This is a genomic window from Pseudomonas sp. 18-147 (assembly GCF_051048045.1).
Classification (GTDB): Bacteria; Pseudomonadota; Gammaproteobacteria; order Pseudomonadales; family Pseudomonadaceae; genus Pseudomonas; species Pseudomonas aeruginosa.
On the sequence record NZ_CP182296.1, the window covers coordinates 1298794 to 1322559 of the forward strand.

Here is a 23766-nt window from a genome sequence, read left to right on the forward strand (position 1 = left end):
CGAAGCGGCGGATGGCGCGCCGAGGTGGCAAAGAAAGGCGTTCGAGACTCCGGCACCTTCTCCACCAAGGCCGAGGCGGTGGCCTGGGCGACTCAGCGGGAGGCCGAGATTCTGGCGGGAGTTGGGAGCCCCAAAGGGGCATCGAACTTCACTCTGAAAGAGGCGTTGGAGAAATACAAGGACGAAGTCTCACCCACTAAGGCCGGCAAACGCTGGGAAGAGATCCGACTCGACAAGCTGGTCAATGACTTGGAATTCGTCGGCGAGCGCATCTGTGATATCGGCGCCGATCAGATCGCAGCATGGCGCGATCACCGATTGAAGTCGGTGGCCACGTCGTCTGTGCGTCGCGAAATGACGTTGCTGTCGAGCGTGTTCGAGCAGGCGCGCCGGGAGTGGAGATGGTGCCCGACCAACCCTGTTCGCGAGGTGCGGCGCCCGAAGAGCCGGCCGCCGCGGGACAGGCGCATTTCGGCTGCCGAGGAAACCCTGATCCTTGAGGGGCTTGGGTATCAGGAGGGGGTAGCGCCGATGTGGGGAGGTGACTGTTTTGACACATGCCAAAAGAGGGATGGATAGGCTAGAGCCCCTATAACACTAGGGCTCCAGCCGGAGAGGCACCGTGCGGGTGTTTGGAAAATATCGATCAGGATTGAGCAAGGATTGCAAAATATTGATCGTTAATTGGCACGGAATGAGCGCTAAGCCATCCAGCGGCCTGACCATACGACGCGCCCGATAATGTCGATTGCTTCCAAGTCTTGCTTAGACACGAACATTGTCTGATAGGCCGGATTAGCACTGATGATCGCCAGGCCGCCATTGATCTGCCGCTGGACGCGCTTGGCGTACAAGTGGTCATCCAGGCGGATGACGTAGACAGCGTCGTCACGAACCTCATTGCAACTGTGGTCAATCATCACCGTATCGCCATCGCTCAACAGTGGCTCCATTGAGTCACCGCCGATGCGGACGGCCGACATATTCGCGATCTCCAGGCCTTGCTTCCGCAAGCTGTAGCGAGTGAATGCCAACTGAGCGAGTATCTGCGCCCCCTCTGTCCAGGAGCCGTGACCAGCGCTCACCCGAGCGTCATACAGAGGGATATAGGCGTAATTGTCGTCTCCCTTCTCGCGACTATCTTCCGCAGGTATAGGGGTGCCGAAAGCCAGCCACATAGCGGAAGTCCCTGCGGCCTGGGCGATCTGCTCAAGTCGATCCAAGGTTGGGAAAGTCTCCCCCGACAGATAACTGCGCAGGGTCGCCTCGGACAAGCCGCATTCCTTAGAAAATCCTCGCAAGCTATGCGAGGAAATCGCCTGCTTCAGACGGATTTTGAAGTATCCGATTCCATCCTGAGGAATCGGATGCCCAGACAATTCAGTCGGTGCGCCATCCGTTTGTTCGTAACCCATTGATTTTCCTAGTATTCATAGTTTTTCTGCGCACGGGTGCGAAGAAAAACTAAACGGATGAGTGGAAATCCGTTGATGTGCGAGGATTTTCTCGCTATGTTTATGCCCTAAGTCACGTTAGACACCCCAAAAAAACCACCCTGCACGGTGGTTGAGATGGAACGTAGGCATGAACAGAACCGAAATACCCCGCGACAACAACGTCCGCTGGGAGTGGATCAAATACCAGCTCCGCGCCAGGGGTTCGTCCCTGGCCGAGGTGGCCCGCTCCCTCGACGTATCTAGCCCGGCAGTCAAAAACGCCAAGCTGAATCCCTACCCTCGGGTGGAGCGCGCCATCGCCGCTGTGCTCGACCTCAGCCCCCTGGTGCTGTGGCCTGAGCGCTGGCTCGACGACGAGAATCCGAAGCGGCAACGGCCCAATCGTTCGGAAACCCTCAAGGCATATGACAGTGTCATATGCCGATCCGGGAAAAATAACAGATACGCTGACCAAGCGCAGCGTAAAGCCGACGCGGGGGCTTGAACATGGCCCGCCGCAAAGACGACCGCACCCTGGACATCTTCGATGTTCCGCAGCCAGCTCGCGCTATACCCGGTGAGTGCAACTACGCCGCCCAGGTCAGCGAGCTGGTCAGCGAAATACTGAAGGCCGCCAACCTCGACCGTTACGAGATTGCCGCCCGCATGTCGCGCCTCTCCGGCGATGACGTGAGCAAGAACATGCTCGACGCCTGGTCGAGTCCCGCCCGAGTTGATCACAACTTGCCTTTCTACCGCGCCGCCCTCCTGGAAGACGTCTGCGCGAGCCACCTGCTGACCAACTGGCTGGTCGATGTGCGGGGTGGCCGCGTGGCCTATGGCCGAGACGCACTGCTCGCCGAACTGGGCCGCCTGGAGCGGACCCGCGAGGAAGCGGGTCGGCAGGCGCGTGAGCTGAAACGAATCCTGGGGGAGCCGTGATGACAAACACCGACCTCAAACCGCTGCTCGACAACCTGCGGAACGCCACCGAGTTCTGGAACCTAGTCAAAGAGGCCAGCGCTACGGACGAAAGCACCGTTCACAACCGTTCCTATCGGGACGCACTCGACTGGCTCGAATCGGCGGCCTTGGCCCTCGGTGACGCCCTGATCGCCCAGCGCAAAGCTGTCGGGGGCGACCATGAGTGAATGGTTCTCTGCCCAAGAGCTTGCAGGGTTGCCAGGGGTTCCCGGAACCGCGCGAAACGTCAAAGCAATGGCCGAGCGTAAGTCGTGGAGTGGACGGCGCCGCGTCGGCACCAAGGCTATCGAGTACCACGTTTCGGCCCTGCCGAAGGAAACCCGCGCCGCACTGCTGAACGCCGCCCTGGGCGAGGTGGCCACCAAAGTGGTCCGCCAAGAGACGCAGCTGGCCCTGGTCGAAACCAACCGCCAGCAACTGGTCGCCGATGCCCGCCAGGGGGTGCTGCACGCCCTAGACCTGATGATGGCCCGCACCGGCTACAGCCGGAAGCGCTCCATTACCCTGATGCTGGACATGGCGCGCCTCGGCCAGGTCGAGCCGCAGCTGCTCGCTATGCTCAAGATGGCCCGCGATCCTCGCGGCCGCCCGAGCGCGGATGGCCTGCCGAGCGTGCGCAGCCTGGAGCGCTTCCTGGACCAGGCCGAGCGTGGCGCCCTGGTGCCGAAGGTCCGCCGCCCGGACATGAGCGTTCCCGACTGGGCGCCTGCCTTCATGACGATCTACCAAGGGCCGGAGAAGCGCAGCGCCCGCGCTGCCCATGCACTGCTGGAGAAGCACTGGCAGGGGCAAATGCCCAGCCTGGACCAGGTCTATGCGTTCCTGCGCAAGGTCGGCAACGTCAGCCGCGAGGTCGGGCGCATGGGTGAGCATGAAATCAAGGCGCTGCGCCCGTTCATTCGCCGCGACTTCACCAAGCTACTCCCGACCGACGTCTATTCCTGCGACGGCCACACGTTCGACGCCGAGGTCCAACACCCGCTGCACGGCCGGCCCTTCCGGCCGGAAATCACCACCATCATAGATATCCGTACCCGTCGAATTCCGGGATGGTCCACCGGCCTGGCCGAGTCGGCCCTGGTGGTGGTCGATGCCCTGCGCGACGCCTGCACCAAGGGCGGCATTCCGGCCATCTTCTACGTGGACAACGGCTCGGGCTACATCAACCACATGATGCGCGACGAGGCGGTCGGCCTTATGGGCCGCCTGGGCATCGATATGAAGAACAGCCTGCCCTACAACAGCCAGGCGCGGGGCGTGATTGAGCGCGTCCACCAGAGCCTGTGGATTCGGGCCGCCAAGGAACTGCCCGGCTACATCGGCGCCGACATGGACCGCCAGGCCAAGCTGGCCACCTTCAAGCTGACGCGCCGGGCCATCGCCAAGGGCGGCACCATGCCGCTGATGTCTTGGGAATCTTTTGTCGCGTTCTGCGAACAGCAGATTGCCGAGTACAACGACCGGCCGCACAGCAGCTTGCCGCGCATCGTTGACCCGAACACCGGCCGCCGCCGGCACATGACCCCCAACGAGGCCTGGGCGCTGCACGAAGCGGAGGGTTTCAGCCCGATGCGCGTCACCGACGACGAGGCCCGGCCGCTGTTCCGGCCCCAGGTACTGCGCACCGTCCGCCGCTGCGAACTGGAGTTCATCGGCAACCGCTACTTCGCCCGCGAGCTGGAGGAATTCCACGGCGACCAGGTGGCCGTGGGCTACGACATCCACGACGCCAGCAAGGTGTGGGTCTACGACGGCGAGGGGCGCTTCCTCTGCACCGCAGAGCTGAACGGCAACAGCCGCGACTACATGCCAGCTTCGTATGTCGAGCGTGCCCGCGAGAAACGCGCAGAGGCCCGCGAGAAGCGCGCCCTGGCTCACCTCGACGAGATTCGCGCCGAGCGTGACGGCGGGTATGCCCTGGAAATGGATGCGCCGCTGTCCATCCCCGGCCTCGGCACGATCACCCCCGAGCAACTCCGGTCGCGCAGCGCCGCGACCCTTGAAGTGCAGGCCGAGCGGATCGACGAACCGCGCCCGGCCGCAGCCGCCACCCAAGCCACCACCGCCCAGGTCTTCACCCTGCCGACCGCTCCCGCCCAGCGCTACCGGCAGTGGTGCGAGCTGGCCGAGCGGCAGCGCTCCGGCCTGCCCATCGAGCCGGACGCCGCCCAGTGGTTCGAGGTTTACCCCAAATCCAAAGAATTCGCCGCCCAGCAGCGGCAAGCATGAAAGGAGCTGTATTCATGACCACCCCGAAAACCACCCAACTGGCCAATGGCATGGCCGACATCGCCAACATCGCCCTTTGCGATATCGCCCTGGAGAAAGCGCTGTCGCGTACCTCCACGTTGCCCGGCCTGGTCTGCTTCTACGGCCCGTCCGGCTTCGGCAAATCCGTTTCGGCCGCCTGGGTCGCCAATCGCCGCCGCGCCTACTACGTCCAGGCCAAAAGCGTCTGGACCCGCAAGCACACGCTGAAGTCGATCCTGGGTGAAATGGGCATCAAGCCGGCCGGGACCATCCCGGAAATGGCCGACCAGATCGCCGAGGAACTGGCCGCCAGCGGCCGCCCGCTGATCATCGACGAAATGGACCACCTGGTCGCCGCTGGCCAGGTCGAGCTGATTCGCGACCTGTACGAGTCCAGCCAAGCCTCCATCTTGCTGATCGGCGAGGAAATGCTGCCGACCAAGCTCAAGAAGTTCGAACGCTTCCATGGCCGCGTTCTGAGCTGGGTTCCGGCCCAGCCAGTGTCCCTGGAGGACGCCCGCAACCTGGCGCCGGTCTACAGCCCCGGAGTGGCTATCGCTGACGATCTGCTCGCGCACCTGGTGAAGAAGTCCCTGGGCTCTGTCCGTCGCGTCGCGGTGAACCTGGAGCAGTTGGCCGAGGCCGCCACCGTTCAGGGCCGGCGCGAGCTGGAACTGGCCGACCTCCAGCGCCTGAACCTGGAGCTGTACACCGGTGCGGCCCCGAGCCCGAGGACTTCGAAATGAGCCTGGGTAAAAACCCGGCTCACCTGTCCATGGTCGGGGGCAAGAGCCCCCGCCAGCAGATGTGGGAAGTCATCCGGGCCAACCGCGAAGAGTTCACCGTCTACCGCGTGGCGCGCCGCTCCAACCAACACGACAAGACCGTCGAGAAGTATGTCGCCTGCCTGCGCCTGGGCGGCTACGTCGAGGCGATCCGGGGATTCAAGCGCGGCGAAGAGGTCGTTTTCCAGCTGGTCCGCGACAACGGCGTCGAGGCACCGAACCTGAACGCCGATGGCAAGCCATCCCAGCAGGGTTACACCACCGAGGCGGTCTGGCGGACGTTGCGAATCCTCGGTCCATCGACCCCGGAGCAGATCGCCGCATCGGTGGCGGCCTCTGGCACGACCGTGTCGCCCAGCACCGTTCAGCGCTACTTCATCGACCTCCAAAACGCCGGATACCTGACCCGCAACGGCCGCCATTACGCCCTCAAGCCAGGCCGCTACACCGGCCCTCGGCCACCCATCGTCCAGCGCGAGACGCGCCGCCAGGTCTACGACCCGAACCTTGATCAGGTCATGTGGAGTTCGCACGGCGAGTACCAGCACAACCGGAGTCGCTCCAAGAAATCAGAACAGGAGGTGCCGCCATGCGCCGAACACTGATCCCCATCGGCATCTTCCTGGCCCTCGGCCTGCTGCTGATCCTGGCCGGTGATGCCCTGATGCTTGGCCGCCGCCTCATTGCCTGGCAGTGGGGGTGCTAATGGACCGCGCAATCGATCTGTCGGCCTGGGGCGAGCGTCCGCCCGTCTTCGTCCAGCTGCTGGCCGCCGAGGTGGCCCGCAGCAGCCAGACGAAAGCCGGCGAGGCAATCGGCATGAGCCGTTCGACCGTCAGCACCATCCTCGCCAACCGCTACCCGTCGCCCTCGACGATCCGCGTCGAGCGTCGTGTCCTGGCCGCGCTGAGCCGCATTGAGTGCCCGGCCCTGGGCGAGGCGGTGACCTCGGTCGAGTGCAGCGAGTACCTCCAGCGGCCGGCGCCGCTGAACAACCCCGTCGCGATGCGCTGCTGGAAAGCGTGCCGCGCCTGTCCACGCAACCCGCATACCGCCCCCATGAAACGAGAGGAACAAGGCCATGAGAACCGCATTGCCCTTGAAAGTGTTGACGCCTGACTTGGCCCAGAGCCTGCGCACCTTCAACGATGCCGCCCGGCTGCTCCAGCGCATGGGGGTTCGCCTTCATCGCCTGGAGCCGACAGAGGGGCGCGTGACCATTGCCGCAGATGACGCCCGCCAGCTCCTGGAGAAAGGCTACCTGATGGGCTTCCAGCGCGACGCCTCGGCCGGCAGCACCCGTTACATCACCCGCTTCCAGGGCATCACCCTGGCCTGGAGCGAACCGATCAGCTACCGCGACTTCGCCGGCAGCAAATCCGTAATCCACTGAACAGGAGAACGCCAACATGGCACCGAAGAAACGTCTGAAATCCGCTGCCGCCGTCTACGTACCGCAGACCCGCGAGCAGGTCATCAGCGATATCAAGAACATCGGCGACCTCCAGCGCGAGCTGGCCCGTCTGGAAACCGCAATGAACGATGAAATCGGCCAGATCACCGAGCGCTATTCGGAGCCGGCCGAAGACCTGAAGAAGCGCCTGGCGGTCCTCCAGGGCGGAGTCCAGTCCTGGTGCGAGGCCAACCGTGCCGAGCTGACCGACAACAACAAGGTCAAGTACGCGAACCTCACGACCGGCGAGGTCCAGTGGCGCATCCGTCCCCCGTCCGTGACTGTGCGCGGCGCCGATGCGGTCCTGGAGCTACTGCGCAGCAAGGGGCTAATCCGCTTCATCCGCACCAAGGAAGAGGTGAACAAGGAAGCGATCCTCAACGAACCCGAGGCCGTCCAGGGGCTGCCGGGGCTGACCCTGAACACGGGCATCGAAGACTTCGCCATCGTGCCTTTCGAAGCGGAGGTGCAGTGACATGGCCGAGGAAATCAGCATCGACACCATCATGTCGCAGGCCCAGGTATTCGCCAGTGCTTGGGCGCTGGTCGGGGGCACATTCGACGACGGCCACGCCATCGAGAACGCTGAGGAAGCCAAGGCTGAACTGCGCGAAATGCTGGAGGACTTCTGTTCGAACACTGACCTCCTGCGCGTGGCTGAGCTGCTCACCTCTTGGCACCAGAACGGGATGGGCAAGATTGATCAGGCGCTGAATGCGCCGGATACGGCCGAGGTTCGGATTGGCTCGGCCAGGCTCACTGGTTCCCAAGCCATCGGCTTCCGAATCGGCCTACGAGTGGCCCGCCAGTGGCTTGGCACACTCCCGCTATCGCTCACCAAACAGGAGGTGTGACATGGCCCGCAACCGCGCGCAACAGCTGTGCATCGTCACCTTGGACTATCAGCGCTTCCTGTTACCCCAGGCTGATGCACTCAAGCTGATAGACATCATGAGTCGAGCCGCAGAGGTTCAGGCCGACTACGCCTCTGGAGCTGGGTTCAAGTACACCGTCGGCGAAGTGCCGGAAGTCGAGTTGACGATAGTACGCCCCAGTCAATTGGTCATGCCGCAGGCCGAGCCGGCCCCAGCTACACCACGCGCTCGCCGGAAGTCTCCGGCCCAGGTCACGCACGATGCCATTCGGCTGCTGGAGGGGCTCTGATCATGACCAAGACGTTCGCCATGTGCCGCATCGACGGCCTGATCGAGCTGCGGGAGGAACACCCAGGTGAGGGCTACTTCGCCCTTGCCGTGGGCGACTTGGCCAGCGTGCGGGCGGCGGTCTTTGCAACCGCTGAGCCGCACCAGGTCGGCAAGAAAGTCGCCCGGCGCGTGCCGGGTGTGAGCCCCGACGCCACCGACCGCGAAAACCTGGGCTCCATCGCCCGGTACATCCAGACCCTGGGCCAGCAGGATCGGCCCGGCTTCCGTGCGCTGGGGGTGTGAAATGCAGCAGTCCAACCCCTTCAATCACCCCGGACAGAGCTACGGCGCCGTAGACGTCGATAGCCGACTCCGCGCCGTTGCCGGCTTCGACCTGGAGCAATGCCGCGCCGCGCTCGCGGTCACCGGCCTCCAGAAGATCGTCGAGCAGAAAATTCGCACCCGCATCCGCCAGCTGGAAAAGCAGGCATCCGCACAGAAGGAGGCATAGCCATGGCCGTATACACCATCACCCTCAGCGACACCGAAGGCGGAATAGATTTCTCCATGCAAGGCCCGCCGCTGCACGACTCCGAAGCATCGAAGATCGCCTACGCCCTTATGCAATCGACCATGTCCCTCGGCCGAGAACTCGCAAAGCAGAACGGAGTTGGTAACGCCGTTTCCTGCGCCTGCGACGAGTGCCTGGCACGGCGCGCTCGCGGTGAGGAACCGCAGCAGGAAATCCACTACACCACGGCCAAGAACCGCACCGTCCACTGAGCGAAACCGCCCCGGCCTGGCCGGGACGGTCTGCCGGACGTGGTGGTCCGGTACTGATGAGCAGCCACCCATGACGAACGAAACCAAGACGGACCGCCAGCGCCGCCTGGCGCGAGAACGCCAACGGGCGAAGCGCGAGCGCGATGCCCTGCGCCGCGCTGCGCTGGGCGGTCGCCGCTTCAACATGGACATGTACCAGGGAACGGCTGATGCACTCGATCTGATCTGCGCGGCCGGTGGCTTCGCCGAGCCGGCCGAGGCGGTCACCTTGCTCCTACACAACGTTGCCGAAATTGCAGAGCGTGACGCGTCACGTTTTGCCGAATTGATCCAAAAGAGAAGCCATCCAGGGAGGACCAAGCGATGAGCCTACGCGCCGTCAACCTCGCAAAAATCCACATCGCCAAGGCCCAGCTGGGCATGGACGATGACACCTATCGCGCATTGCTGGCTCGCGTCGCGGGCGTGCGCTCGGCCAAGGACTTAGGGCCGCGCCAGATCGACCACGTACTGGTCGAACTCCAGCGCCTGGGCTGGAAACCGAAGAGCAATCGGCAAGGCCGGGCGACGCCAAAAGTGCCGCAAAACCGGCAAACCGTGCTGCGCAAAATCACCGCACTGCTGGCCAGCGCCCATCGCCCCTGGAGCTACGCCGACCACATGGCCCGGCGCATGTTCCAGGTCGAGCGGGTCGAATGGCTGGACGACAGCCAGCTTTACCGGCTGATGCAGGCACTTATCATCAACAGGAGCCGCCATGAGTAGGTCTGAGGTGGATCTTCGGGAGGTCCAGGACATGCTGCCGGATACCGTCCGCGACATGGCCGGACGCATCGGCCTGCCGGCCACACTGGTGGTGGTCGAGCAGCTCGGCGGCACGTCCTGGCGGATAGCCGAGGGCCGGGCGCGGAGGGGCGAAGCGCGCCGGGCTGCGCTGGCCGAGCTGGTGGGCAGCGACATCGAGGAGCAGCTCCACACGCACTATCGGGGCGAAGAAATTTACGTGGCCCGCTGCCACAAAGCACTGGTACGGTGGCGCGATCTGGAGATCGTCGAGCGCTTCGAACAGGGCTTGCGTGATGGGCAAACCGCCCGTAGCCTGCTCAGCGATCTAGCCCGCCAGTACAACCTATCCGACCGCTGGATATGGGAGATTGTCAACCGGCCGAGCGAGCCGGCACCGCAGCAATCCACCCTGTTCCACTAAGCCGGGGCGCAACGCCCCGGCCGGCGTCTCCGCGCCGATCCTGTCTCAGCCGTTGAACCCCTTCCGCTAATCCCGCGTCGCACTCGCCGCCAGGATGGCGGCATGAGCACATCTAGCCCCCCAACGTCTCTACGCAGCCCCCGCGACTACGCCGCCGCCATCCTGGCCGAGCCCAGCCGCGAGCGTCGTAACGCTCTGCTGGAAGCCTGCCCGGTCAACTGGCAGCCGCTTGTTCGGGCTCACGTCGAGGACGCCTTCGCGAAGGTCAAGGCGTATCGCCAGATGATGGACCACCGCGCCGAGTCGATCCGGCGCGGCCCGCCTCCAGCTCCCCGCGTCACCGACACCGATTTCCGCATATCCAACTACACCAAATCCGCCCCGGAGGTAGGCAATGCGCACCTATCCGCAATTCGGGCAGCGCTCGCAACGGAAGCACCAAATGCCTGATCCCGCATCCACCTCGGCCGGCAGCGCCGCGCTGCTGAAAATGTTTGGCATCCATATCAGCGCGGGCGCCCTGGCCGCCGCCCTGGGCTTCCTGGTCCTGTGGCCCAGGACCATGAAAGAGGGGTTTGCCCGGCTGTTCTGCACCATCGTCGCGTCCAGCGTCTTCGGCCCGATCCTGGTCGTTTACCTGCACTCCAACCGCCCCGAGCTGTTCGAGTCCGCCCAGGTGGTGGCCGGGCTCTACCAGTTGGAGCCGGCAGTCGGCCTGCTGTTCGTTTCCGCTCCGCTCCTGGTGATTGCCGGTCTGCCCGCCTGGTGGCTGATCGGGGCGGCCCTGCGCCTGTTTGAGCGGGACGGCGATTCATGGCTGGGCGCGTTCGCCCAGTGGGTAAAACGCAAACTGGAGAACACCTGATGGCCCTTCAACCTCGCGGCATCCGCAACAACAACCCCGGCAACATCGTCTGGTCGGCACGCAACAACTGGCAGGGCCAGCTCCCGCACAACCCGAAGGTCGAGCCGCGTTTCGCCCGTTTTGATACCGCACATAACGGAATCCGCGCCTTGGCAAAGCTGCTGCTGAACTATCGCAAGGTCCACGGCCTGCGCACCGTCGAATCGTTGATCGCACGCTGGGCGCCGTCCAACGAGAACGACACCCGCGCATATGCCACGGCCGTGGCCCGAGCCATGGGGGTTCCGCCGCAGGCCGGCCTGCACATGGACCAGGACACGCTGGCCGCCCTGGTGACCGCGATCATTCGGTACGAAAACGGGCAGCAGCCCTACAGCGCCGAGCAGATCGCCCAGGCCGTGCGGGAGGTGCTGTGATGCAGCGCCCCAGCGGAATCAGCCTCAGCGATCTGTTCGCGATCTGCCGTGAAGACCCGGCCAATCGTTGGCTCTGGATACGCCTCTATCTCCGCGACCTGCTGGCCCGCGTCGTGATTCTGGTCTTCATGGCAATTGGTGCCGCAGGCCTCGCCTATGGCCTGGGCGGGGCGTTCGCCTACGGCTTCATGCAGACCGTTGCGTCCTACCAGGTCCAGCTCAGCGTCGAGAAATCGCCGTGACCTGGCGCGCCGACCTGATTGTCTTTGTGCTCCTGGTGATGGTCTGGACGGCCGGCTGGTGGGGCGGTCGCGAGGCTGGCCTGTCCGATGGGCGCGCCGCCTGCGCCGACGCACAGACCCGCGCATATCGCGACGTCCTGGAGCAATCGGCGACACAACTGAAGGCGGTCCAGGACACCAGCGCGGCTCTTTTCCAGCGCCTGGCCCAGCGGGCCGACAGCGACCAACAAACTACTCGGGAGCTTCGCCATGCCCTGGCCGAAACCGCTGCTGATCGCGCTGCCTGCCGCTTTCCTGCTGGCGTCATGCAGCAGCTCGAAACCGCCCGTCAACGTGCCGCCCAGGCCACTACCGGCGGCCTTGGCTCAACCGTGCCCGACCCCGGTGGCGATGACTGATGACAGCCCCGATGCCGCCGCAATTGCCCTCAAACAACTCTACGACCAATACGGCGCCTGCGCCGGCCTGCACTGGGACACCGTGCGGCACTTTCAAAAGGACTGATCCGATGACCGAAAAGAAAGCCTCTCCTGAGTTCGAACTGCTGCAACGCATCGACGGCCGCCTGGAGCGCTTCGAAGACCGATTCCCGCAGATCGAACGCAAGGCCGTGCTGTACGGCTCGGCGGCCGGCGCGCTGGCGGGTGGCCTGGTTGCCTGCGGCCTGCTCGCGGCGCGTATCAAGCTCGGTATCTGAGGTAGTCCATGGCGCACCCGAAGGAAACCCGCGACGCCCTGCGCCGCGCCTACGTCCTCGACCGCCAGTCCCTGGAGGTCGCGGCCGCCATGTTCGGCGTCTCCTATGGCACCGCTCGCCGCTGGAAACAGCAGGCGGAAGCCGAGGGGGACGACTGGGACAGGGCGCAATCGGCGCAGTTGCTGGCCGGTGGCGGACTGGAGGACGTGGCGCGCCAGGTGCTGGCCGGCCTGGTGACTCAGTTTCAGGCCACCATGGAGGCGATCCAGGTGGACAGCGCGATCACGCCAGCGGTCAAGGTGCAGATGCTCGCCAGCCTGGCCGACGCCTACAACAAGTCGATCAGCGCATCGAAGCGGGTACTACCGGAAACCTCCAGCCTGGCCACTGCAATGGAAGTCATCCAGCGCCTGGCGGCCTTCATCCGTGAACAGTTCCCGCAGCACGTCCAGGCCTTCGCCGAGATTCTGGAGCCGTTCGGGGAAGTAGTCGCTAAGGGGCTGAAATGAACGCCGAGGAAAAAGAGTTCCTACGTGAACTATCCGCCATGGCGCAGCAGCTGCGCCGCGACATCGAGGCGCAACAGGTCGGCCTCGATAGCTCCCCGGAAGCTCGGGCCGAGCGGCGCCGTCGCGTACTGGTAGATCGCGATTTCGAGTTCTTCGCGTATACCTACTTCCCGCACCACATCCGGCCGCCTGCTTCGTTGTTCCATGCGCATTTCTTCAAGCGCTTTCCCCAGCTCATCAGCACCTCCAGCGGCCTCAAGGAATGGTGGGTAGCTCCGCGTGGCGAGGCGAAGTCCTCACTGCTGACCAAGGTCGGGCCGTGCTATGTCGTTGTCCAGGGGCTGCTCCAGCGACCGGAGATTCGGGCCGAACTGGGCATGACCGGCCCGGCGCCGTACTTCGTCGACTACATCACGCTCCTAGGCGCCGAAACGCGCTTGCCCACCAAGCTCCTGGAAGTAGTCAAGACCGAGCTACTGGTAAACGCCTCCCTGTCCCTGGACTTCCCCGAAGTCTGCGGCAAGGGAAGCGTCTGGAAGATCGGCGAGTTTGTTTCCCTCTCCGGGGTCAAGCTGGAGGCCTTCGGCGCTGAACAGGCGATCCGGGGCACATTCCACGGCGCGAGCCGTCCCAAGCTGCTCCTGGGCGATGACCTGATCACCGACAAAGAGGCCAAGTCCCCGACCGAGCGCAACAACCGCTGGGACTGGCTGGAAAAGGCTATCGACTACCTCGGCCCACCGGATGGCTCCGTCAAATATCTAGGCGTGGGCACAGTGCTGAATAAGGACGATCCGATCAGCAGAGCCAAACGCACGGTCGGGCACCTGGTCCACCACTTCCGCGCTATCGAGACGTTCCCCGCCCACATGGACCTATGGGCACATTGCGAAGAGGTGATGCTCAACGACGACAAGCCTGTGATGGAGCAATACGCCGAGCGCGGTAGCGTCGCGCCCGATAGCGCTCTGCCGTCGTTTCAGTTCTACCAGGATAACCGCGAGCAGATGGAACTGGGGGCCGTCACCAGTTGGCCAGGTGTCCGGTCGCTCTACTGGCTGATGCGTCAGCGGGCGAAGAACAAAGCCGCGTTCGCGACCGAGCTGCAAGGCGACCCGCGATCCGATGAAGACAAGACGTTTACCAACCCGCGCTTTTGGGTCATGCGCTCCGGCCGTTGGCAGATGTTTGGCGCCTGCGACCCCTCTGTCGGGGCGAGCGCACAGTCCGACCCGTCGGCAATCATCGTGGGGGGCTGGGACACCGAGAAACAGGTACTCAACGTCATAGAGGCGGCCATCAAGCGGCGCGTCCCCTCGAAACTGGAATCGGACTTGATCAAGGCGCAAAGGGAGTACCAGATGCGCGCTATCGGTTTCGAGAACAACGGGGCATTCGAAATCCAGCGGCAGAACATCGCCAAGGCTGCGCTGATGCAGCGCGTAGCGCTCCCTCTGGTCGGTGTTACCAGCATGGCGGACCAGTCCGTTCGAATCGATGCCATGGAGCCGTTCATCAACGACGCATTTGCGCCACGGATTCTGTTTTCACCTGGATTGGTCGCCCTGCTCGACGAGCTGGACAGCTGGCCAGAACCGCAGACCGGGCACCACTACGACGGCCTTTGCGCCCTGTCGATCCTCTGGATGATCGCTAGCACCCGCGCTGGTTCCTATGAATTCACCCCGGTGCCTGGCCGTCGCAGCTCTGCGGATTCCAGTGAGTTCAAAGACTCTTTTGACATAGGTGGCCGCATGGGCGGCGACTGGTAGGAGACGCAACGATGGCCACCATCGTGGATATTTACGGCAACCCCCTGCGAACCCAGCAGCTGCGCAAGCAGCAGACCGCGCACCTGACGGGCCTGGCCAAAGAGTTCGCCAACCACCCGGCCAAGGGGCTGACCCCGGCCAAGTTGGCTCGCATCTTGATCGAGGCCGAGCAGGGTCAACTCCAGGCTCAGGCCGAGTTGTTCATGGACATGGAGGAACGCGACGCCCACCTGTTCGCCGAAATGAGCAAGCGCAAGCGCGCTGTCCTCGGCCTGGACTGGACCATCGAGCCGCCGCGCAACGCCTCGGCCGCAGAGAAGGCCGACGCGGAGTATCTCCACGAGCTGCTGCTCGACCTGGAGGGCATTGAAGACCTCATGCTCGATTGCATGGACGGCGTCGGCCACGGCTATAGCGCTATCGAGCTGGACTGGTCGCTCCAGGGGCGGGAGTGGTTGCCGCAGGCCTTCGACCACCGGCCGCAGAGCTGGTTTCAACTGAACCCGGACGACCAGGACGAGCTGCGCCTGCGCGATAACAGCATCGCGGGCGAGGTACTCCAGCCGTTCGGCTGGATCATGCACAAGCCGCGTTCGCGCTCGGGATACGTGGCGCGTAGCGGGCTGTTCCGGGTACTGGCCTGGCCGTACCTGTTCAAGCACTACTCCACGGCCGACCTAGCGGAAATGCTCGAAATCTACGGTCTGCCGATCCGGCTCGGGAAGTACCCGCCCGGCACGCCCGACGAAGAGAAGGTAACCCTGCTGCGAGCCGTGACCGGCCTCGGCCATGCCGCAGCGGGCATCATCCCCGAGAGTATGTCTATCGACTTCCAGGAAGCGTCGAAAGGCTCGGCCGAGCCGTTCATGGCCATGATGCGCTGGTGCGATGACTCGATGTCGAAGGCCATCCTGGGCGGCACGCTCACCAGCCAGACCAGCGAGTCGGGCGGTGGTGCCTATGCCCTGGGGCAGGTCCATAACGAGGTGCGCCATGACCTACTGGCTGCGGATGCCCGCCAGCTCGCCGCCACGCTGAGTCGCGATCTACTCTGGCCCCTCCTGGTCCTCAACCGCTCCGGCAACCTCGACGCACGCCGCGCCCCCCGCCTGGTGTTCGACCTCAAGGACCGGGCCGACCTGGCCGCCATGGCAACGTCATTACCGCCCCTGGTCAAGCTGGGCGTCCAGGTTCCGGTCAACTGGGTCCAGGAGCAACTGGGAATCCCGCTGCCGGCCAAGGGCGAGGCAGTCTTGGTCGATCAGGCTGGCGCAGGCATCGCTCAACTGAGCCGGCGCCCTGGTCCTCGCGTCGCTGCGCTGGCCCAGGTGATTGGACCACGCTACCGCGATCAGGAAGCGCTGGACCAGGTGCTGGCCAGCCTGCCGGCCCAGGACATGCAAAACCAGGCCGATAGCCTGGTCGCGCCGCTCCTGGATGTGATCAGCCGCGGAGGTAGCGAGGCAGAGCTGCTCGGCGCGCTGGCCGAGGCATTCCCGGATATGGACGATAGCGCCCTGGCGGATGCCCTCCATCGGTTGCTGTTCGTGGCCGACACCTGGGGCCGGCTCAATGGCACGTTGGATCGGATCGACTGATGGCCACGCCAACCGAGGCCGATCTGCGGGCCATCTTCGCCATGCGGCCGGAGGCCGCCATCGAGTACCTGGAGCGCAAGGGGTTCGCCATTACCTGGAACTGGCACGATGTTGACGCGGCCACCCATGCCCGAGCGCTGACGGTGGCCAAGGCGGCACGCCTGGACGTGCTCCAGGACATCCGCGACGCCCTGGTCGATAACCTGGAACGTGGCGGAACGCTGCGCGACTTCCAGCGCAACCTGCGGCCGATCCTGGAGGCCAAGGGCTGGTGGGGGCGTCAGATAGTGGTTGCGCCGGACGGTGGCGCCGAGGTCGCCCAGCTCGGCAGCCCGCGCCGGCTGGAAACGATCTATCAGACCAACATGCAATCGGCCTACATGGCCGGGCGCTATGCCGCCGCATACGAGGCCAGGGAAACCCACCCCTACTGGATGTATGTGGCCGTCATGGACAGCGTCACCCGGCCCAGCCATGCGGCGCTACATGGCAAGGTGTTCCGCTGGGACGACCCGATCTGGCAACACATCATGCCGCCGAATGGCTACAACTGCCGGTGCCGAATAGTTCCGTTGACGGCGGCCGCTGTGCGTCGCCGTGGTCTGACGGTCGAATCCAGCGTCGGAAAGACCGGCCAGGTGACCGTCGAGACGGGCGTAGACAAGCGGACGGGGGAGATTCGGGAACAGACCCTGACCACCCTGGAGACGACCGACCGGGCCGGTCGGAAGATCCAATTTCGCCCCGATGCCGGGTTCGACGGCAGCCCGATACAGAGCGCCCTGATGGACCAGGTGCTGTACAACAAGGCCGAGCGCACCCTGGGAGCGCCTGCCGCCCTCGGCGAGGTCCAGGACGTGCTCCTGGACCCGGTACGCCAGCTCGCCTGGCAAGCGTTTGTGGACCGCTCCACGTCGCCCCAGGGACAGACGATGTCGGTCGGCGTTCTCGATCCGACCGACATCACCTATGCGGCTGCCCAGGGTGCCCAGCTCCAGGCTGGCGTGGTATCGGCCAGCGACACCGTGATCCGTAACAGCCCGGTCGCTCGCGAGCAGCTGGCGAACCTGCCGCAGCGCCTGGCTCAGCCCGCCATGGTGCTGTGGGAGCGTGGCAGCGAATCCCTGGTCTATGTCGTCCAGGACGGCGACTCTACCCTGGCGGTTCGGCTGCGCGGTGGCGTCTATGGGCCGGGCCAAATGGAGAACATCAGCCAGGTTACAGAGGTGACGATGGAAAGTATCGACGACGGGCTCGCCCTGGGCCGTTACAGGAGGGTTCGCTAATGGCCAATCGCATCGAGCTGGAACTGGTGGACCGCGAGGTCCAGGAGCGCCTGGCGGCGCTCTACGCGGCAGTAACCGACACCCTGCCGCTGATGCGCGGCATCGCTGCTGAGCTGATGGCCGAGACGGAGTTTGCGTTCATGGACGAGGGGCCGGGATGGCCCCAGTTGAGCCCCGTTACCGTTGCAGCGCGAGCGGCGAAGGGGCGCAGCGCGCATCCGATTCTCCAGGTCACCAACGCCCTGGCGCGCTCGATCACAACCCGCGCCGACCGTGACCAGGCGCAGATCGGCTCCAATCTGACCTACGCAGCTATCCAGCAGCTGGGCGGCCAGGCTGGACGAGGCCGTAAGGTGACAATCCCAGCGCGCCCGTATCTGCCGGTCCTCAGAAACGGCCAGCTCAAGCCAAGCGCCCGCGATGCGGTCCTGGACGTCCTTCTAGCTGCTCTATCCCAGGGGCGTTAGGGGAAATGAATTCGGACAAGCGGCACATTGTGCCTATTGCGAATTAGGCACAATGTGCCTAATCTAGCGTCATGCCAGCCACAACGGCGAGGCGAACCCAAGGAGAGACACCATGACTAAGACCGCACAAATGATCGCTCAGCAGCACAAAGATACTGTCGCAGCGTGCGAAGCCGCCGAAGCCATCGCTATCGCTAAAGATCAGGTATGGGATGGCGAGGGCTATACCAAGTACACGTTCGACGACAACAGCGTCCTGATCCAGTCGGGCACTACCCAGTACGCGATGGATGCCGACGACGCAGACAGCATCAAAGGCTATGCGGACTGGCTGGACGACGAAGCTCGCTCCGCCGAAGCGTCGGAGATCGAGCGTCTGCTTGAATCGGTCGAGGAGGAGTGAAAGTCATGAGCACCCAGCACACATACGAACAAATCGCTGAAGACTTCCGCCTGTGGGGCGAGTACATGGACCCCAACGCAGAAATGACCGAAGAGGAATTCCAGGCCCTCTCCACCGAGGAGAAGGTCGCCATGCAAGTCGAGGCATTCGGTGCTGAAGCCTGACGCCTCCAACCACAATCCAGACCCGCGCTACCTGCGCGGGCTGCTCAAGAAAGCTGGCATCAGCCAGCGGCGCGCAGCCGAGCTGCTCGGCCTCAGTGACAGGGTGATGCGCTATTACCTGAGCGAGGACGTCAAGGAGGGCTACCGTCCCGCGCCGTATACCGTCCAGTTCGCCCTGGAGTGCCTGGCGAACGACCCGCCATCTGCGTGATCACCTGATCCGCCCGCAAACGCGCTACACGCGCCGAAACGGGGTTAGCCGCTACCTCGCATCAGAGTCGGTGCGTTAACCCCGTTAGAACCCCGTTAGAAATCGTTCCATCGCCATCCGCGTGCCAGGGATTGGCCAAAAGATGGCGCCGGACGGTTTCCGCAGTCGTTGAACCCCTTCCCGTAACCGCCGCGCTCGACCGTCGCCACCATGGCGGCATGAAGAAGAACCGCCTACACGTTGCCATCGCCGCCTGCTCGTTCCAGCTCCCCAAGCTGGAGGACGGCAGCGCCTGGATTCAAGTAACGCCTGCCGGTGAGTTCTGGCCCATGGATGGGCGCCCTATGGATGTGCCGGGCTGGCGGATCGATGCCGCCAGTGCCGCCGCAGTGATCGAGCGCGCACGGTCGCGCAAGACCCCGCCCGTCCTGGACTACGAGCACCAGACCCTCAAGAAAGAGCAGAACGGCCAGCCTGCGCCCGCTGCCGGCCGCTTCCTGGACTTCGAATGGCGCGAAGGCTCCGGCCTGTGGGGGCGTGTCGAATACACCGCCCGCGCCGCGAAGCTGATCGAGGACGGCGAGTACCTCTACTTCAGCCCCGTCTTCAGCTACGCCCCGGACGGCACGGTCCTCTCCATCCTCATGGGCGCAATGACAAATGACCCCGCCATCGACGGTCTGGAGCCCCTCGCACGCCGAGCGGCCGCGACCTTTGGCCTCTACCACCCCGACGAGGAAACCCCTGTGGATGAACTCCTGAAAGCCATCATCGCGGCCCTGTCGCTGAAAGAAGGCACGACCGAGGCAGAGGCCATTGCGGCCCTGACCGCCCTTAAGCCGGCCCTGGACGCCCAGGCCACCAACCTGGCCAAGCTGCGCGAAACCCTCGGCCTGGCCAAGGACGCCGACGTCGAGCAGATCGCCGCCGCCACCGCCCAACTGAAGGTCGCCGCTCCCGGTAACCCTGACCCGGCGAAGTATGTGCCCGTTGAGGCCGTCGCCCAGCTCCAGGGCCAGGTCGCGGAGCTGACCTCTCGCATCAACGGCGGCGAGCTGGACGGCCTGATCAACAGCGCTATCCAGGAGGGCCGACTCATTCCGTCCATGGAGCCCTGGGCGCGTGAATACGGCGCCAAGGACTTGGCTGGCTTGAAGAACTACCTGGGCCAGGCCAAGCCCATCGCCGCCCTGACCCAACAGCAGAGCGCCGGGCGTACCTCGGTGCCTACCTCGGTTGACCAGCTGGACGAGGCCGCCCTCGCGGTTTGCTCGGCTATGCAGATCAAGCCGGAGGATTACCTCAAGACCCTGAAAGGCCAGTAAGGAGGCGCTATGACCGCCCTGACCACCGACCGCAACACCCCGCTTCAGGACGCCGAGGTCATCGGCGTGCCGGTAGCGGCCAACGTCCAGGTCTTCGCCGGCGCCATCGTCGTGGCGAACGCTACCGGGTTCGCCGTAGGCGGCAGCACCGCCACCGGCTTGACCTACCTGGGCCGCGCTGAGGAATACGTGGACAACCGCAATGGCGCGGACGGCGCCAAGGTCGTCCGCGTGCGCCGCCTGAACGCCTTCAAGTGGGCGAACGACGGCAGCGTCACCCAGGCGCACCTGATGAAACCCGCCTACATCGTGGACGACCAGACCGTCGCCGCCACGGACGGCACCGAAACCCGCTCCCCGGCCGGCCGCATCATCGGCGTCGAACCGGACGGCGTGTGGGTGGAATAACAGGCTCACCAACGGAGAACCGGACACATGCTGATCAACAAGCAGAGTCTCAACGCGGCATTCGTCGCGATCAAAACCATCTTCAACAACGCCTTCGCGGCGGCCCCCACCACCTGGCAGAAGATCGCCATGGAAGTGCCGAGCAACACCAGCAGCAACGATTACAAGTGGTTGAGCACCTTTCCGAAGATGCGCCGCTGGATCGGCGCGAAGGTGGTCAAGAACCTGAAGGCCTACAAGTACGTTGTCGAGAACGAGGACTTCGAGGCCACCGTCGAGGTGGACCGCAACGACATCGAGGACGACCAAATCGGCATCTACTCGCCCCAGGCGAAGATGGCCGGTTACTCGGCGGCTCAGCTCCCGGACGAGCTGGTCTATGAAGCGGTCAACGGCGCCTTCACCAAGCCCTGTTTCGACGGCCAGTATTTTATCGACACGGATCACCCTGTCGGTGATGCCTCGGTGAGCAACAAGGGCACCGCTCCGCTTTCCAACGCCAACCAGGCGGCGGCGAAGGCAGGTTATGGCGCTGCTCGCACTGCGATGAAGAAGTTCAAAGACGAGGAAGGACGTTCCCTCAACGTCTCCCCCAACGTGCTCCTGGTCGGCCCGGCGCTGGAAGACGTGGCGAAGATGCTGCTCACCAACCCGAAGCTCGCGGACAACACCCCGAACCCCTACGTCGGCACTGCTGAGCTGGTAGTGGACGGGCGTATCGAGTCCGACACCGCCTGGTTCCTGCTGGACACCACCAAGCCGGTAAAACCGTTCATCTTCCAGCCCAGGAAGCAGCCGGAATTCGTTTCCCAGGTCAACCTGGATTCGGATGACGTCTTCAACCTGCGCAAGCTGAAGTTCGGCGCCGAAGCCCGCGCTGCTGCCGGTTACGGCTTCTGGCAGCTGGCCTATGGCTCCACCGGCACTGGCGCATAAGGGGGCAGCTCATGGCACGCAAAGCCGCAACTACCGCCAAGCCGACCGCCAAGCCGACCGCCAGGCTGGCCCGCCAGGCGGCGGGCGATGAAGCCCAGCAGAGCGTCGAGGGCATCTTCGTGCGCAGCTATCCGCCGACCTTCCGGCGTGCTGGCTTCGCGTTCACCAGCGAAGGAATCGGAATCGCCCTGTCCGCCCTGACCGAGGCGCAGCTCATGGCCATCAAGGAAGAGCCCCAGCTGCGCGTCGAGTCCTGCGAGTTCCTGCCGGACGACGTCGGCGGCGAGGGTGAGCCGCCCGCGTCGGACAACGACACCCAGGAATAACCCACCCCAGCAGAGGGACCGCCCCTGGCCACGGATGGCCACCTATTCATCAGGAGTTCGACATGAGCGACCACACCCTGGCCATCAGTCAACTGACCATCGCCGCGCAGAACGCCGAGCACAATGCTCCGATCATCGAAGCCCAGGGCGACCTCGCCCAGGCCGAGCTGGATCGCCGGGTCGCTGCCGAGTGCCATAGCGCCATCGACGTCCTGGAGCACCAGGAGCAGCAACAGTGAGCTATTGCACCCAGGCCGACCTGGTCGAGCAGTACGGCGAGGCGTCCATCCGCCAGCTGAGCGACCGCGTCAATAAACCCGCCACGACCATCGATCCGGCGGTCGTGGCCCAGGCTATCGCCGATGCGGACGCGGAGATCGATCTCCACCTGCACGCCCGCTACCAGCTGCCGCTGGCCCAGGTGCCTGTGGTGCTGAAGCGCGTAGCGTGCGTGCTGGCATTTGCCAACCTGCACACCCAGGTCAAGGACGACCACCCCGCGATCCTGGATGCCGAGCGCAAGCGGAAGCTGCTGGGCGGCATTTCCTCCGGGAAGCTCAGCCTGGCCTTGACCAGCTCCGGCACCCCGGCGCCCATTGCCAATACCGTTCAAATCAGTTCGCAACGCAACGATTTCGGGGGCACCTGGTGAGCACTGCCGAGCCGTTCGATTACCTGTTCCTGGAGACGCTCCTGGTCGAGCGCATCCGCGCCGAGGTGCCCGGCCTTCAGGACGTTTCGGGCATCCCCGATCTGGCCACCCTCGACGAACAGCGCCAGGGCTCGCCTTGCGTCTATGTCGTCTACCTGGGCGACGAGATCGGCACCGGGGCGTCGCACCAGGGCGGCAGTCGGGCGATTCAGACGGTCACCCAGCACTGGGCAGCCGTGCTGACGTTGTACTACGCCGACGCCCAGGGCGACGGCCAGGGCGCCCGGCGCGAAGCCGGCCCGCTGCTCGGCCAGCTGCTCAAGGCACTGACCGGCTGGGTTCCTGATCAGGGCGTCAGCCCGCTGGCCCGCAGCCCGCAGGCTTCGCCAGTCAGCTACAGCAACGGGTTCTTCTATTTCCCGCTGGTATTCACCGCCAACTTTGTCTTCCCGAGGCTCAAGTCATGGAAACCGTAAAAGTCACCATCACCGCCGAGAAACCCAATCACACCCATGCCGGCAAGCCGGTGGCGCAGGGCGACGAGATCGAAGTCAGTCGCGCCGATGCCGAGTTTCTGCTGCGCCGTCAATTGATCACCAAGATTCCCGCCGAGCCCAAGGCCGACGAGAAACGCGACAAGTAACGCGCAACATCTGATTCCTACGGAGGCCTCACATGGCACAGGAAACGTATTTCTACGGGCAAGGTGAGATTGACGCCGCGCCTATCGTCAACGGCGTCCTCGGCAAATGGCGCTGGATTCAGGATGTCTCGGCCATGAGCATCCAGCTCGCAGTCGAGAAGGTCGAGCACAAGGAAAGCTACAGCGGCCAGAAAGCCCTGGTCCGAAGCTTCCCCATCGGCAAGACCGCCACCGTCAACATCACCCTGCACAGCATCGGCCCAGACAACCTGGCGCTTACCCTCTATGGCAAGGTCGTGGCCAAGGCGGCGGGCTCCGTGACGGGCGAGGTACTCCCCGCCGACCTGGTGGCTGGCGATGTGATCCGCTTGGCCAATTTCGGCGTCAGCGAACTGGTCATCACCGACAGCGCGAGCAGCCCGGCGCCCCTCGACCCGCAGTATTACGCCCTGCGAGCCGATGGCGCCTACGGCGAGGTCCAACTGCTGGGTCTGCCGACGCCGGCCCCGACCCAGCCGTTCAAAGCGGCCTATGAGTACGCCGCCACCAAGCAGGTGGGCATGTTCACCGCGCCGCAGCCGACCGTTGCCCTGCGCTATAAGGGCATCAACCTGGCCGAAGGCGGCGCGCCGGTCATCGTCGAGCTGTACAAGGTCGCGACCGACCCGCTCCAGGAGCTGGCATTGATCAGCGACGGCAACACCGTCGCCGGTATGCAGATCAGCGGCGGAATCCTGCTGGACACCAGCAAGCCGGATACCGGCGACCTGGGCCGCTTCGGCCGCATTATTCAGCTGGGGTGA

At 64.4% G+C, this 23766-nt stretch carries 43 protein-coding genes and 1 other RNA gene; 43 read left to right on the plus strand and 1 reads right to left on the minus strand.

Annotation, left to right across the window (positions count from 1 at the left end; genetic code table 11):
- Positions 1-24: 24 nt before the first annotated feature.
- Positions 25-579 (plus strand): hypothetical protein, encoded by a 555-nt coding sequence (locus ACM0M4_RS06170; protein ID WP_221345509.1) that lies wholly within the window; start codon positions 25-27, stop codon positions 577-579.
- Positions 580-701: 122 nt separating this feature from the next.
- Here ACM0M4_RS06170 and ACM0M4_RS06175 read toward each other — a convergent pair whose 3' ends face one another.
- The gene (locus ACM0M4_RS06175; protein WP_058162381.1) at positions 702-1415 is read right to left on the minus strand and encodes a LexA family transcriptional regulator; all 714 of its coding nucleotides are present in this window, start codon (positions 1413-1415) and stop codon (positions 702-704) included.
- 169 nt (positions 1416-1584) lie between these two features.
- On the opposite strand from ACM0M4_RS06175, the gene ACM0M4_RS06180 reads away from it, so the two are divergent.
- From ACM0M4_RS06180 to ACM0M4_RS06385, 42 genes are all read left to right on the plus strand, one after another.
- Entirely contained in the window at positions 1585-1941 is a 357-nt protein-coding gene (locus ACM0M4_RS06180) for a helix-turn-helix domain-containing protein (protein WP_015649676.1), read from the plus strand.
- A 2-nt stretch (positions 1942-1943) separates the two neighbouring features.
- A complete protein-coding gene (locus tag ACM0M4_RS06185) occupies positions 1944-2378 on the plus strand; it encodes a hypothetical protein (protein WP_015649675.1) in 435 nt (144 codons plus the stop codon).
- Complete coding sequence (locus tag ACM0M4_RS06190) at positions 2378-2587, plus strand: hypothetical protein (RefSeq protein ID WP_015649674.1); 210 nt, start codon at positions 2378-2380, stop codon at positions 2585-2587. The genes ACM0M4_RS06185 and ACM0M4_RS06190 overlap by 1 nt, the downstream gene beginning before the upstream one ends.
- Positions 2588-2654: 67 nt before the next feature.
- Positions 2655-4649: a DNA-binding protein gene (locus ACM0M4_RS06195; RefSeq protein ID WP_235569942.1), complete on the plus strand. Its 1995-nt coding sequence runs from the start codon at positions 2655-2657 to the stop codon at positions 4647-4649.
- Positions 4650-4663: 14 nt separating this feature from the next.
- Complete coding sequence (locus ACM0M4_RS06200) at positions 4664-5416, plus strand: AAA family ATPase (protein WP_023102198.1); 753 nt, start codon at positions 4664-4666, stop codon at positions 5414-5416.
- On the plus strand, positions 5413-6060 hold the full coding sequence (locus ACM0M4_RS06205; protein ID WP_031670548.1) for a hypothetical protein: 648 nt from the start codon (positions 5413-5415) through the stop codon (positions 6058-6060). The genes ACM0M4_RS06200 and ACM0M4_RS06205 overlap by 4 nt, the downstream gene beginning before the upstream one ends.
- 100 nt (positions 6061-6160) lie before the next feature.
- A complete protein-coding gene (locus tag ACM0M4_RS06210) occupies positions 6161-6574 on the plus strand; it encodes a hypothetical protein (RefSeq protein WP_031670550.1) in 414 nt (137 codons plus the stop codon).
- Complete coding sequence (locus ACM0M4_RS06215) at positions 6537-6848, plus strand: hypothetical protein (RefSeq protein WP_003094482.1); 312 nt, start codon at positions 6537-6539, stop codon at positions 6846-6848. The genes ACM0M4_RS06210 and ACM0M4_RS06215 overlap by 38 nt, the downstream gene beginning before the upstream one ends.
- A 16-nt stretch (positions 6849-6864) precedes the next feature.
- A complete protein-coding gene (locus ACM0M4_RS06220) occupies positions 6865-7383 on the plus strand; it encodes a host-nuclease inhibitor Gam family protein (RefSeq protein WP_004365124.1) in 519 nt (172 codons plus the stop codon).
- Between the two features lies 1 nt (position 7384).
- Complete coding sequence (locus ACM0M4_RS06225) at positions 7385-7762, plus strand: hypothetical protein (protein ID WP_004365122.1); 378 nt, start codon at positions 7385-7387, stop codon at positions 7760-7762.
- Between the two features lies 1 nt (position 7763).
- Positions 7764-8072 carry a hypothetical protein gene (locus ACM0M4_RS06230; protein WP_003094501.1) on the plus strand — a complete coding sequence of 103 codons (309 nt, stop codon included), beginning with the start codon at positions 7764-7766 and terminating at the stop codon, positions 8070-8072.
- A 2-nt stretch (positions 8073-8074) separates the two neighbouring features.
- The gene (locus tag ACM0M4_RS06235) at positions 8075-8356 is read left to right on the plus strand and encodes a hypothetical protein (protein WP_003094504.1); all 282 of its coding nucleotides are present in this window, start codon (positions 8075-8077) and stop codon (positions 8354-8356) included.
- Position 8357: 1 nt separating this feature from the next.
- Entirely contained in the window at positions 8358-8564 is a 207-nt protein-coding gene (locus tag ACM0M4_RS06240; RefSeq protein ID WP_003094506.1) for a hypothetical protein, read from the plus strand.
- 2 nt (positions 8565-8566) lie between these two features.
- Positions 8567-8836 carry a hypothetical protein gene (locus ACM0M4_RS06245; RefSeq protein ID WP_015972857.1) on the plus strand — a complete coding sequence of 90 codons (270 nt, stop codon included), beginning with the start codon at positions 8567-8569 and terminating at the stop codon, positions 8834-8836.
- Positions 8835-8906: hammerhead ribozyme type II (locus ACM0M4_RS06250), an RNA gene on the plus strand. Before ACM0M4_RS06245 ends, ACM0M4_RS06250 begins: the two co-directional genes overlap by 2 nt.
- Positions 8907-9203 carry a hypothetical protein gene (locus tag ACM0M4_RS06255; RefSeq protein WP_003099427.1) on the plus strand — a complete coding sequence of 99 codons (297 nt, stop codon included), beginning with the start codon at positions 8907-8909 and terminating at the stop codon, positions 9201-9203.
- Positions 9200-9601, plus strand: coding sequence for a gp16 family protein (locus ACM0M4_RS06260; RefSeq protein ID WP_121379788.1), 402 nt, complete (start codon positions 9200-9202; stop codon positions 9599-9601). Before ACM0M4_RS06255 ends, ACM0M4_RS06260 begins: the two co-directional genes overlap by 4 nt.
- Positions 9594-10043, plus strand: coding sequence for a Mor transcription activator family protein (locus ACM0M4_RS06265; protein ID WP_031806171.1), 450 nt, complete (start codon positions 9594-9596; stop codon positions 10041-10043). Before ACM0M4_RS06260 ends, ACM0M4_RS06265 begins: the two co-directional genes overlap by 8 nt.
- Positions 10044-10145: 102 nt before the next feature.
- Positions 10146-10493 carry a hypothetical protein gene (locus ACM0M4_RS06270; protein WP_016068581.1) on the plus strand — a complete coding sequence of 116 codons (348 nt, stop codon included), beginning with the start codon at positions 10146-10148 and terminating at the stop codon, positions 10491-10493.
- A complete protein-coding gene (locus tag ACM0M4_RS06275) occupies positions 10438-10908 on the plus strand; it encodes a hypothetical protein (protein WP_010791912.1) in 471 nt (156 codons plus the stop codon). Before ACM0M4_RS06270 ends, ACM0M4_RS06275 begins: the two co-directional genes overlap by 56 nt.
- Entirely contained in the window at positions 10908-11324 is a 417-nt protein-coding gene (locus ACM0M4_RS06280) for a structural protein (RefSeq protein WP_121379789.1), read from the plus strand. The genes ACM0M4_RS06275 and ACM0M4_RS06280 overlap by 1 nt, the downstream gene beginning before the upstream one ends.
- On the plus strand, positions 11324-11566 hold the full coding sequence (locus ACM0M4_RS06285) for a hypothetical protein (protein WP_012613781.1): 243 nt from the start codon (positions 11324-11326) through the stop codon (positions 11564-11566). The genes ACM0M4_RS06280 and ACM0M4_RS06285 overlap by 1 nt, the downstream gene beginning before the upstream one ends.
- Positions 11563-11964, plus strand: coding sequence for a hypothetical protein (locus tag ACM0M4_RS06290; RefSeq protein WP_121379790.1), 402 nt, complete (start codon positions 11563-11565; stop codon positions 11962-11964). The genes ACM0M4_RS06285 and ACM0M4_RS06290 overlap by 4 nt, the downstream gene beginning before the upstream one ends.
- A complete protein-coding gene (locus ACM0M4_RS06295) occupies positions 11900-12070 on the plus strand; it encodes a hypothetical protein (protein WP_418314478.1) in 171 nt (56 codons plus the stop codon). Before ACM0M4_RS06290 ends, ACM0M4_RS06295 begins: the two co-directional genes overlap by 65 nt.
- A 4-nt stretch (positions 12071-12074) precedes the next feature.
- Positions 12075-12263, plus strand: a complete 189-nt coding sequence (locus tag ACM0M4_RS06300; RefSeq protein WP_003094538.1) for a hypothetical protein — start codon at positions 12075-12077, stop codon at positions 12261-12263.
- 8 nt (positions 12264-12271) lie between these two features.
- The gene (locus ACM0M4_RS06305; protein WP_033992104.1) at positions 12272-12772 is read left to right on the plus strand and encodes a DUF1804 family protein; all 501 of its coding nucleotides are present in this window, start codon (positions 12272-12274) and stop codon (positions 12770-12772) included.
- Positions 12769-14544, plus strand: a complete 1776-nt coding sequence (locus ACM0M4_RS06310) for a hypothetical protein (protein ID WP_121379791.1) — start codon at positions 12769-12771, stop codon at positions 14542-14544. Before ACM0M4_RS06305 ends, ACM0M4_RS06310 begins: the two co-directional genes overlap by 4 nt.
- Before the next feature lie 11 nt (positions 14545-14555).
- Positions 14556-16142, plus strand: a complete 1587-nt coding sequence (locus ACM0M4_RS06315; RefSeq protein ID WP_121379792.1) for a DUF935 domain-containing protein — start codon at positions 14556-14558, stop codon at positions 16140-16142.
- Positions 16142-17428 (plus strand): phage head morphogenesis protein, encoded by a 1287-nt coding sequence (locus ACM0M4_RS06320; RefSeq protein WP_121401957.1) that lies wholly within the window; start codon positions 16142-16144, stop codon positions 17426-17428. The genes ACM0M4_RS06315 and ACM0M4_RS06320 overlap by 1 nt, the downstream gene beginning before the upstream one ends.
- A complete protein-coding gene (locus ACM0M4_RS06325; protein ID WP_121379781.1) occupies positions 17428-17895 on the plus strand; it encodes a phage virion morphogenesis protein in 468 nt (155 codons plus the stop codon). Before ACM0M4_RS06320 ends, ACM0M4_RS06325 begins: the two co-directional genes overlap by 1 nt.
- Positions 17896-18025: 130 nt before the next feature.
- Complete coding sequence (gene acrF2, locus ACM0M4_RS06330; RefSeq protein ID WP_015972868.1) at positions 18026-18298, plus strand: anti-CRISPR protein AcrF2; 273 nt, start codon at positions 18026-18028, stop codon at positions 18296-18298.
- Positions 18299-18303: 5 nt separating this feature from the next.
- Positions 18304-18462: a hypothetical protein gene (locus tag ACM0M4_RS06335; protein WP_162836647.1), complete on the plus strand. Its 159-nt coding sequence runs from the start codon at positions 18304-18306 to the stop codon at positions 18460-18462.
- The gene (locus ACM0M4_RS06340) at positions 18452-18673 is read left to right on the plus strand and encodes a winged helix-turn-helix domain-containing protein (protein WP_039026731.1); all 222 of its coding nucleotides are present in this window, start codon (positions 18452-18454) and stop codon (positions 18671-18673) included. The genes ACM0M4_RS06335 and ACM0M4_RS06340 overlap by 11 nt, the downstream gene beginning before the upstream one ends.
- A gap of 218 nt (positions 18674-18891) precedes the next feature.
- Positions 18892-19998: a phage protease gene (locus ACM0M4_RS06345; protein WP_050396499.1), complete on the plus strand. Its 1107-nt coding sequence runs from the start codon at positions 18892-18894 to the stop codon at positions 19996-19998.
- 9 nt (positions 19999-20007) lie between these two features.
- Positions 20008-20406: a hypothetical protein gene (locus tag ACM0M4_RS06350; RefSeq protein ID WP_012613793.1), complete on the plus strand. Its 399-nt coding sequence runs from the start codon at positions 20008-20010 to the stop codon at positions 20404-20406.
- Between the two features lie 27 nt (positions 20407-20433).
- Positions 20434-21342 carry a Mu-like prophage major head subunit gpT family protein gene (locus ACM0M4_RS06355; RefSeq protein WP_034065228.1) on the plus strand — a complete coding sequence of 303 codons (909 nt, stop codon included), beginning with the start codon at positions 20434-20436 and terminating at the stop codon, positions 21340-21342.
- An 11-nt stretch (positions 21343-21353) separates the two neighbouring features.
- On the plus strand, positions 21354-21668 hold the full coding sequence (locus tag ACM0M4_RS06360; protein WP_012613795.1) for an HI1506-related protein: 315 nt from the start codon (positions 21354-21356) through the stop codon (positions 21666-21668).
- A gap of 62 nt (positions 21669-21730) precedes the next feature.
- Positions 21731-21907 carry a hypothetical protein gene (locus tag ACM0M4_RS06365; RefSeq protein ID WP_012613796.1) on the plus strand — a complete coding sequence of 59 codons (177 nt, stop codon included), beginning with the start codon at positions 21731-21733 and terminating at the stop codon, positions 21905-21907.
- The gene (locus ACM0M4_RS06370) at positions 21904-22320 is read left to right on the plus strand and encodes a gp436 family protein (protein WP_015972874.1); all 417 of its coding nucleotides are present in this window, start codon (positions 21904-21906) and stop codon (positions 22318-22320) included. The genes ACM0M4_RS06365 and ACM0M4_RS06370 overlap by 4 nt, the downstream gene beginning before the upstream one ends.
- Positions 22317-22796 (plus strand): phage tail terminator protein, encoded by a 480-nt coding sequence (locus tag ACM0M4_RS06375; RefSeq protein WP_012613797.1) that lies wholly within the window; start codon positions 22317-22319, stop codon positions 22794-22796. Before ACM0M4_RS06370 ends, ACM0M4_RS06375 begins: the two co-directional genes overlap by 4 nt.
- On the plus strand, positions 22784-22963 hold the full coding sequence (locus ACM0M4_RS06380; RefSeq protein ID WP_003099460.1) for a DUF7210 family protein: 180 nt from the start codon (positions 22784-22786) through the stop codon (positions 22961-22963). The genes ACM0M4_RS06375 and ACM0M4_RS06380 overlap by 13 nt, the downstream gene beginning before the upstream one ends.
- A gap of 32 nt (positions 22964-22995) precedes the next feature.
- Positions 22996-23766: a hypothetical protein gene (locus tag ACM0M4_RS06385; RefSeq protein ID WP_003137261.1), complete on the plus strand. Its 771-nt coding sequence runs from the start codon at positions 22996-22998 to the stop codon at positions 23764-23766.

What these genes read in the sequence shown, in the direction of transcription:
- ACM0M4_RS06175 (WP_058162381.1), bottom strand. Translation starts at nt 1,415, where the DNA reads ATGGGTTACGAACAAACGGATGGCGCACCGACTGAATTGTCTGGGCAT.
- ACM0M4_RS06180 (WP_015649676.1), top strand. Translation starts at nt 1,585, where the DNA reads ATGAACAGAACCGAAATACCCCGCGACAACAACGTCCGCTGGGAGTGG.
- ACM0M4_RS06185 (WP_015649675.1), top strand. Translation starts at nt 1,944, where the DNA reads ATGGCCCGCCGCAAAGACGACCGCACCCTGGACATCTTCGATGTTCCG.
- ACM0M4_RS06190 (WP_015649674.1), top strand. Translation starts at nt 2,378, where the DNA reads ATGACAAACACCGACCTCAAACCGCTGCTCGACAACCTGCGGAACGCC.
- ACM0M4_RS06195 (WP_235569942.1), top strand. Translation starts at nt 2,655, where the DNA reads ATGGCCGAGCGTAAGTCGTGGAGTGGACGGCGCCGCGTCGGCACCAAG.
- ACM0M4_RS06200 (WP_023102198.1), top strand. Translation starts at nt 4,664, where the DNA reads ATGACCACCCCGAAAACCACCCAACTGGCCAATGGCATGGCCGACATC.
- ACM0M4_RS06205 (WP_031670548.1), top strand. Translation starts at nt 5,413, where the DNA reads ATGAGCCTGGGTAAAAACCCGGCTCACCTGTCCATGGTCGGGGGCAAG.
- ACM0M4_RS06210 (WP_031670550.1), top strand. Translation starts at nt 6,161, where the DNA reads ATGGACCGCGCAATCGATCTGTCGGCCTGGGGCGAGCGTCCGCCCGTC.
- ACM0M4_RS06215 (WP_003094482.1), top strand. Translation starts at nt 6,537, where the DNA reads ATGAGAACCGCATTGCCCTTGAAAGTGTTGACGCCTGACTTGGCCCAG.
- ACM0M4_RS06220 (WP_004365124.1), top strand. Translation starts at nt 6,865, where the DNA reads ATGGCACCGAAGAAACGTCTGAAATCCGCTGCCGCCGTCTACGTACCG.
- ACM0M4_RS06225 (WP_004365122.1), top strand. Translation starts at nt 7,385, where the DNA reads ATGGCCGAGGAAATCAGCATCGACACCATCATGTCGCAGGCCCAGGTA.
- ACM0M4_RS06230 (WP_003094501.1), top strand. Translation starts at nt 7,764, where the DNA reads ATGGCCCGCAACCGCGCGCAACAGCTGTGCATCGTCACCTTGGACTAT.
- ACM0M4_RS06235 (WP_003094504.1), top strand. Translation starts at nt 8,075, where the DNA reads ATGACCAAGACGTTCGCCATGTGCCGCATCGACGGCCTGATCGAGCTG.
- ACM0M4_RS06240 (WP_003094506.1), top strand. Translation starts at nt 8,358, where the DNA reads ATGCAGCAGTCCAACCCCTTCAATCACCCCGGACAGAGCTACGGCGCC.
- ACM0M4_RS06245 (WP_015972857.1), top strand. Translation starts at nt 8,567, where the DNA reads ATGGCCGTATACACCATCACCCTCAGCGACACCGAAGGCGGAATAGAT.
- ACM0M4_RS06255 (WP_003099427.1), top strand. Translation starts at nt 8,907, where the DNA reads ATGACGAACGAAACCAAGACGGACCGCCAGCGCCGCCTGGCGCGAGAA.
- ACM0M4_RS06260 (WP_121379788.1), top strand. Translation starts at nt 9,200, where the DNA reads ATGAGCCTACGCGCCGTCAACCTCGCAAAAATCCACATCGCCAAGGCC.
- ACM0M4_RS06265 (WP_031806171.1), top strand. Translation starts at nt 9,594, where the DNA reads ATGAGTAGGTCTGAGGTGGATCTTCGGGAGGTCCAGGACATGCTGCCG.
- ACM0M4_RS06270 (WP_016068581.1), top strand. Translation starts at nt 10,146, where the DNA reads ATGAGCACATCTAGCCCCCCAACGTCTCTACGCAGCCCCCGCGACTAC.
- ACM0M4_RS06275 (WP_010791912.1), top strand. Translation starts at nt 10,438, where the DNA reads ATGCGCACCTATCCGCAATTCGGGCAGCGCTCGCAACGGAAGCACCAA.
- ACM0M4_RS06280 (WP_121379789.1), top strand. Translation starts at nt 10,908, where the DNA reads ATGGCCCTTCAACCTCGCGGCATCCGCAACAACAACCCCGGCAACATC.
- ACM0M4_RS06285 (WP_012613781.1), top strand. Translation starts at nt 11,324, where the DNA reads ATGCAGCGCCCCAGCGGAATCAGCCTCAGCGATCTGTTCGCGATCTGC.
- ACM0M4_RS06300 (WP_003094538.1), top strand. Translation starts at nt 12,075, where the DNA reads ATGACCGAAAAGAAAGCCTCTCCTGAGTTCGAACTGCTGCAACGCATC.
- ACM0M4_RS06305 (WP_033992104.1), top strand. Translation starts at nt 12,272, where the DNA reads ATGGCGCACCCGAAGGAAACCCGCGACGCCCTGCGCCGCGCCTACGTC.
- ACM0M4_RS06310 (WP_121379791.1), top strand. Translation starts at nt 12,769, where the DNA reads ATGAACGCCGAGGAAAAAGAGTTCCTACGTGAACTATCCGCCATGGCG.
- ACM0M4_RS06315 (WP_121379792.1), top strand. Translation starts at nt 14,556, where the DNA reads ATGGCCACCATCGTGGATATTTACGGCAACCCCCTGCGAACCCAGCAG.
- ACM0M4_RS06320 (WP_121401957.1), top strand. Translation starts at nt 16,142, where the DNA reads ATGGCCACGCCAACCGAGGCCGATCTGCGGGCCATCTTCGCCATGCGG.
- ACM0M4_RS06325 (WP_121379781.1), top strand. Translation starts at nt 17,428, where the DNA reads ATGGCCAATCGCATCGAGCTGGAACTGGTGGACCGCGAGGTCCAGGAG.
- acrF2 (WP_015972868.1), top strand. Translation starts at nt 18,026, where the DNA reads ATGATCGCTCAGCAGCACAAAGATACTGTCGCAGCGTGCGAAGCCGCC.
- ACM0M4_RS06335 (WP_162836647.1), top strand. Translation starts at nt 18,304, where the DNA reads ATGAGCACCCAGCACACATACGAACAAATCGCTGAAGACTTCCGCCTG.
- ACM0M4_RS06345 (WP_050396499.1), top strand. Translation starts at nt 18,892, where the DNA reads ATGAAGAAGAACCGCCTACACGTTGCCATCGCCGCCTGCTCGTTCCAG.
- ACM0M4_RS06350 (WP_012613793.1), top strand. Translation starts at nt 20,008, where the DNA reads ATGACCGCCCTGACCACCGACCGCAACACCCCGCTTCAGGACGCCGAG.
- ACM0M4_RS06355 (WP_034065228.1), top strand. Translation starts at nt 20,434, where the DNA reads ATGCTGATCAACAAGCAGAGTCTCAACGCGGCATTCGTCGCGATCAAA.
- ACM0M4_RS06360 (WP_012613795.1), top strand. Translation starts at nt 21,354, where the DNA reads ATGGCACGCAAAGCCGCAACTACCGCCAAGCCGACCGCCAAGCCGACC.
- ACM0M4_RS06365 (WP_012613796.1), top strand. Translation starts at nt 21,731, where the DNA reads ATGAGCGACCACACCCTGGCCATCAGTCAACTGACCATCGCCGCGCAG.
- ACM0M4_RS06380 (WP_003099460.1), top strand. Translation starts at nt 22,784, where the DNA reads ATGGAAACCGTAAAAGTCACCATCACCGCCGAGAAACCCAATCACACC.
- ACM0M4_RS06385 (WP_003137261.1), top strand. Translation starts at nt 22,996, where the DNA reads ATGGCACAGGAAACGTATTTCTACGGGCAAGGTGAGATTGACGCCGCG.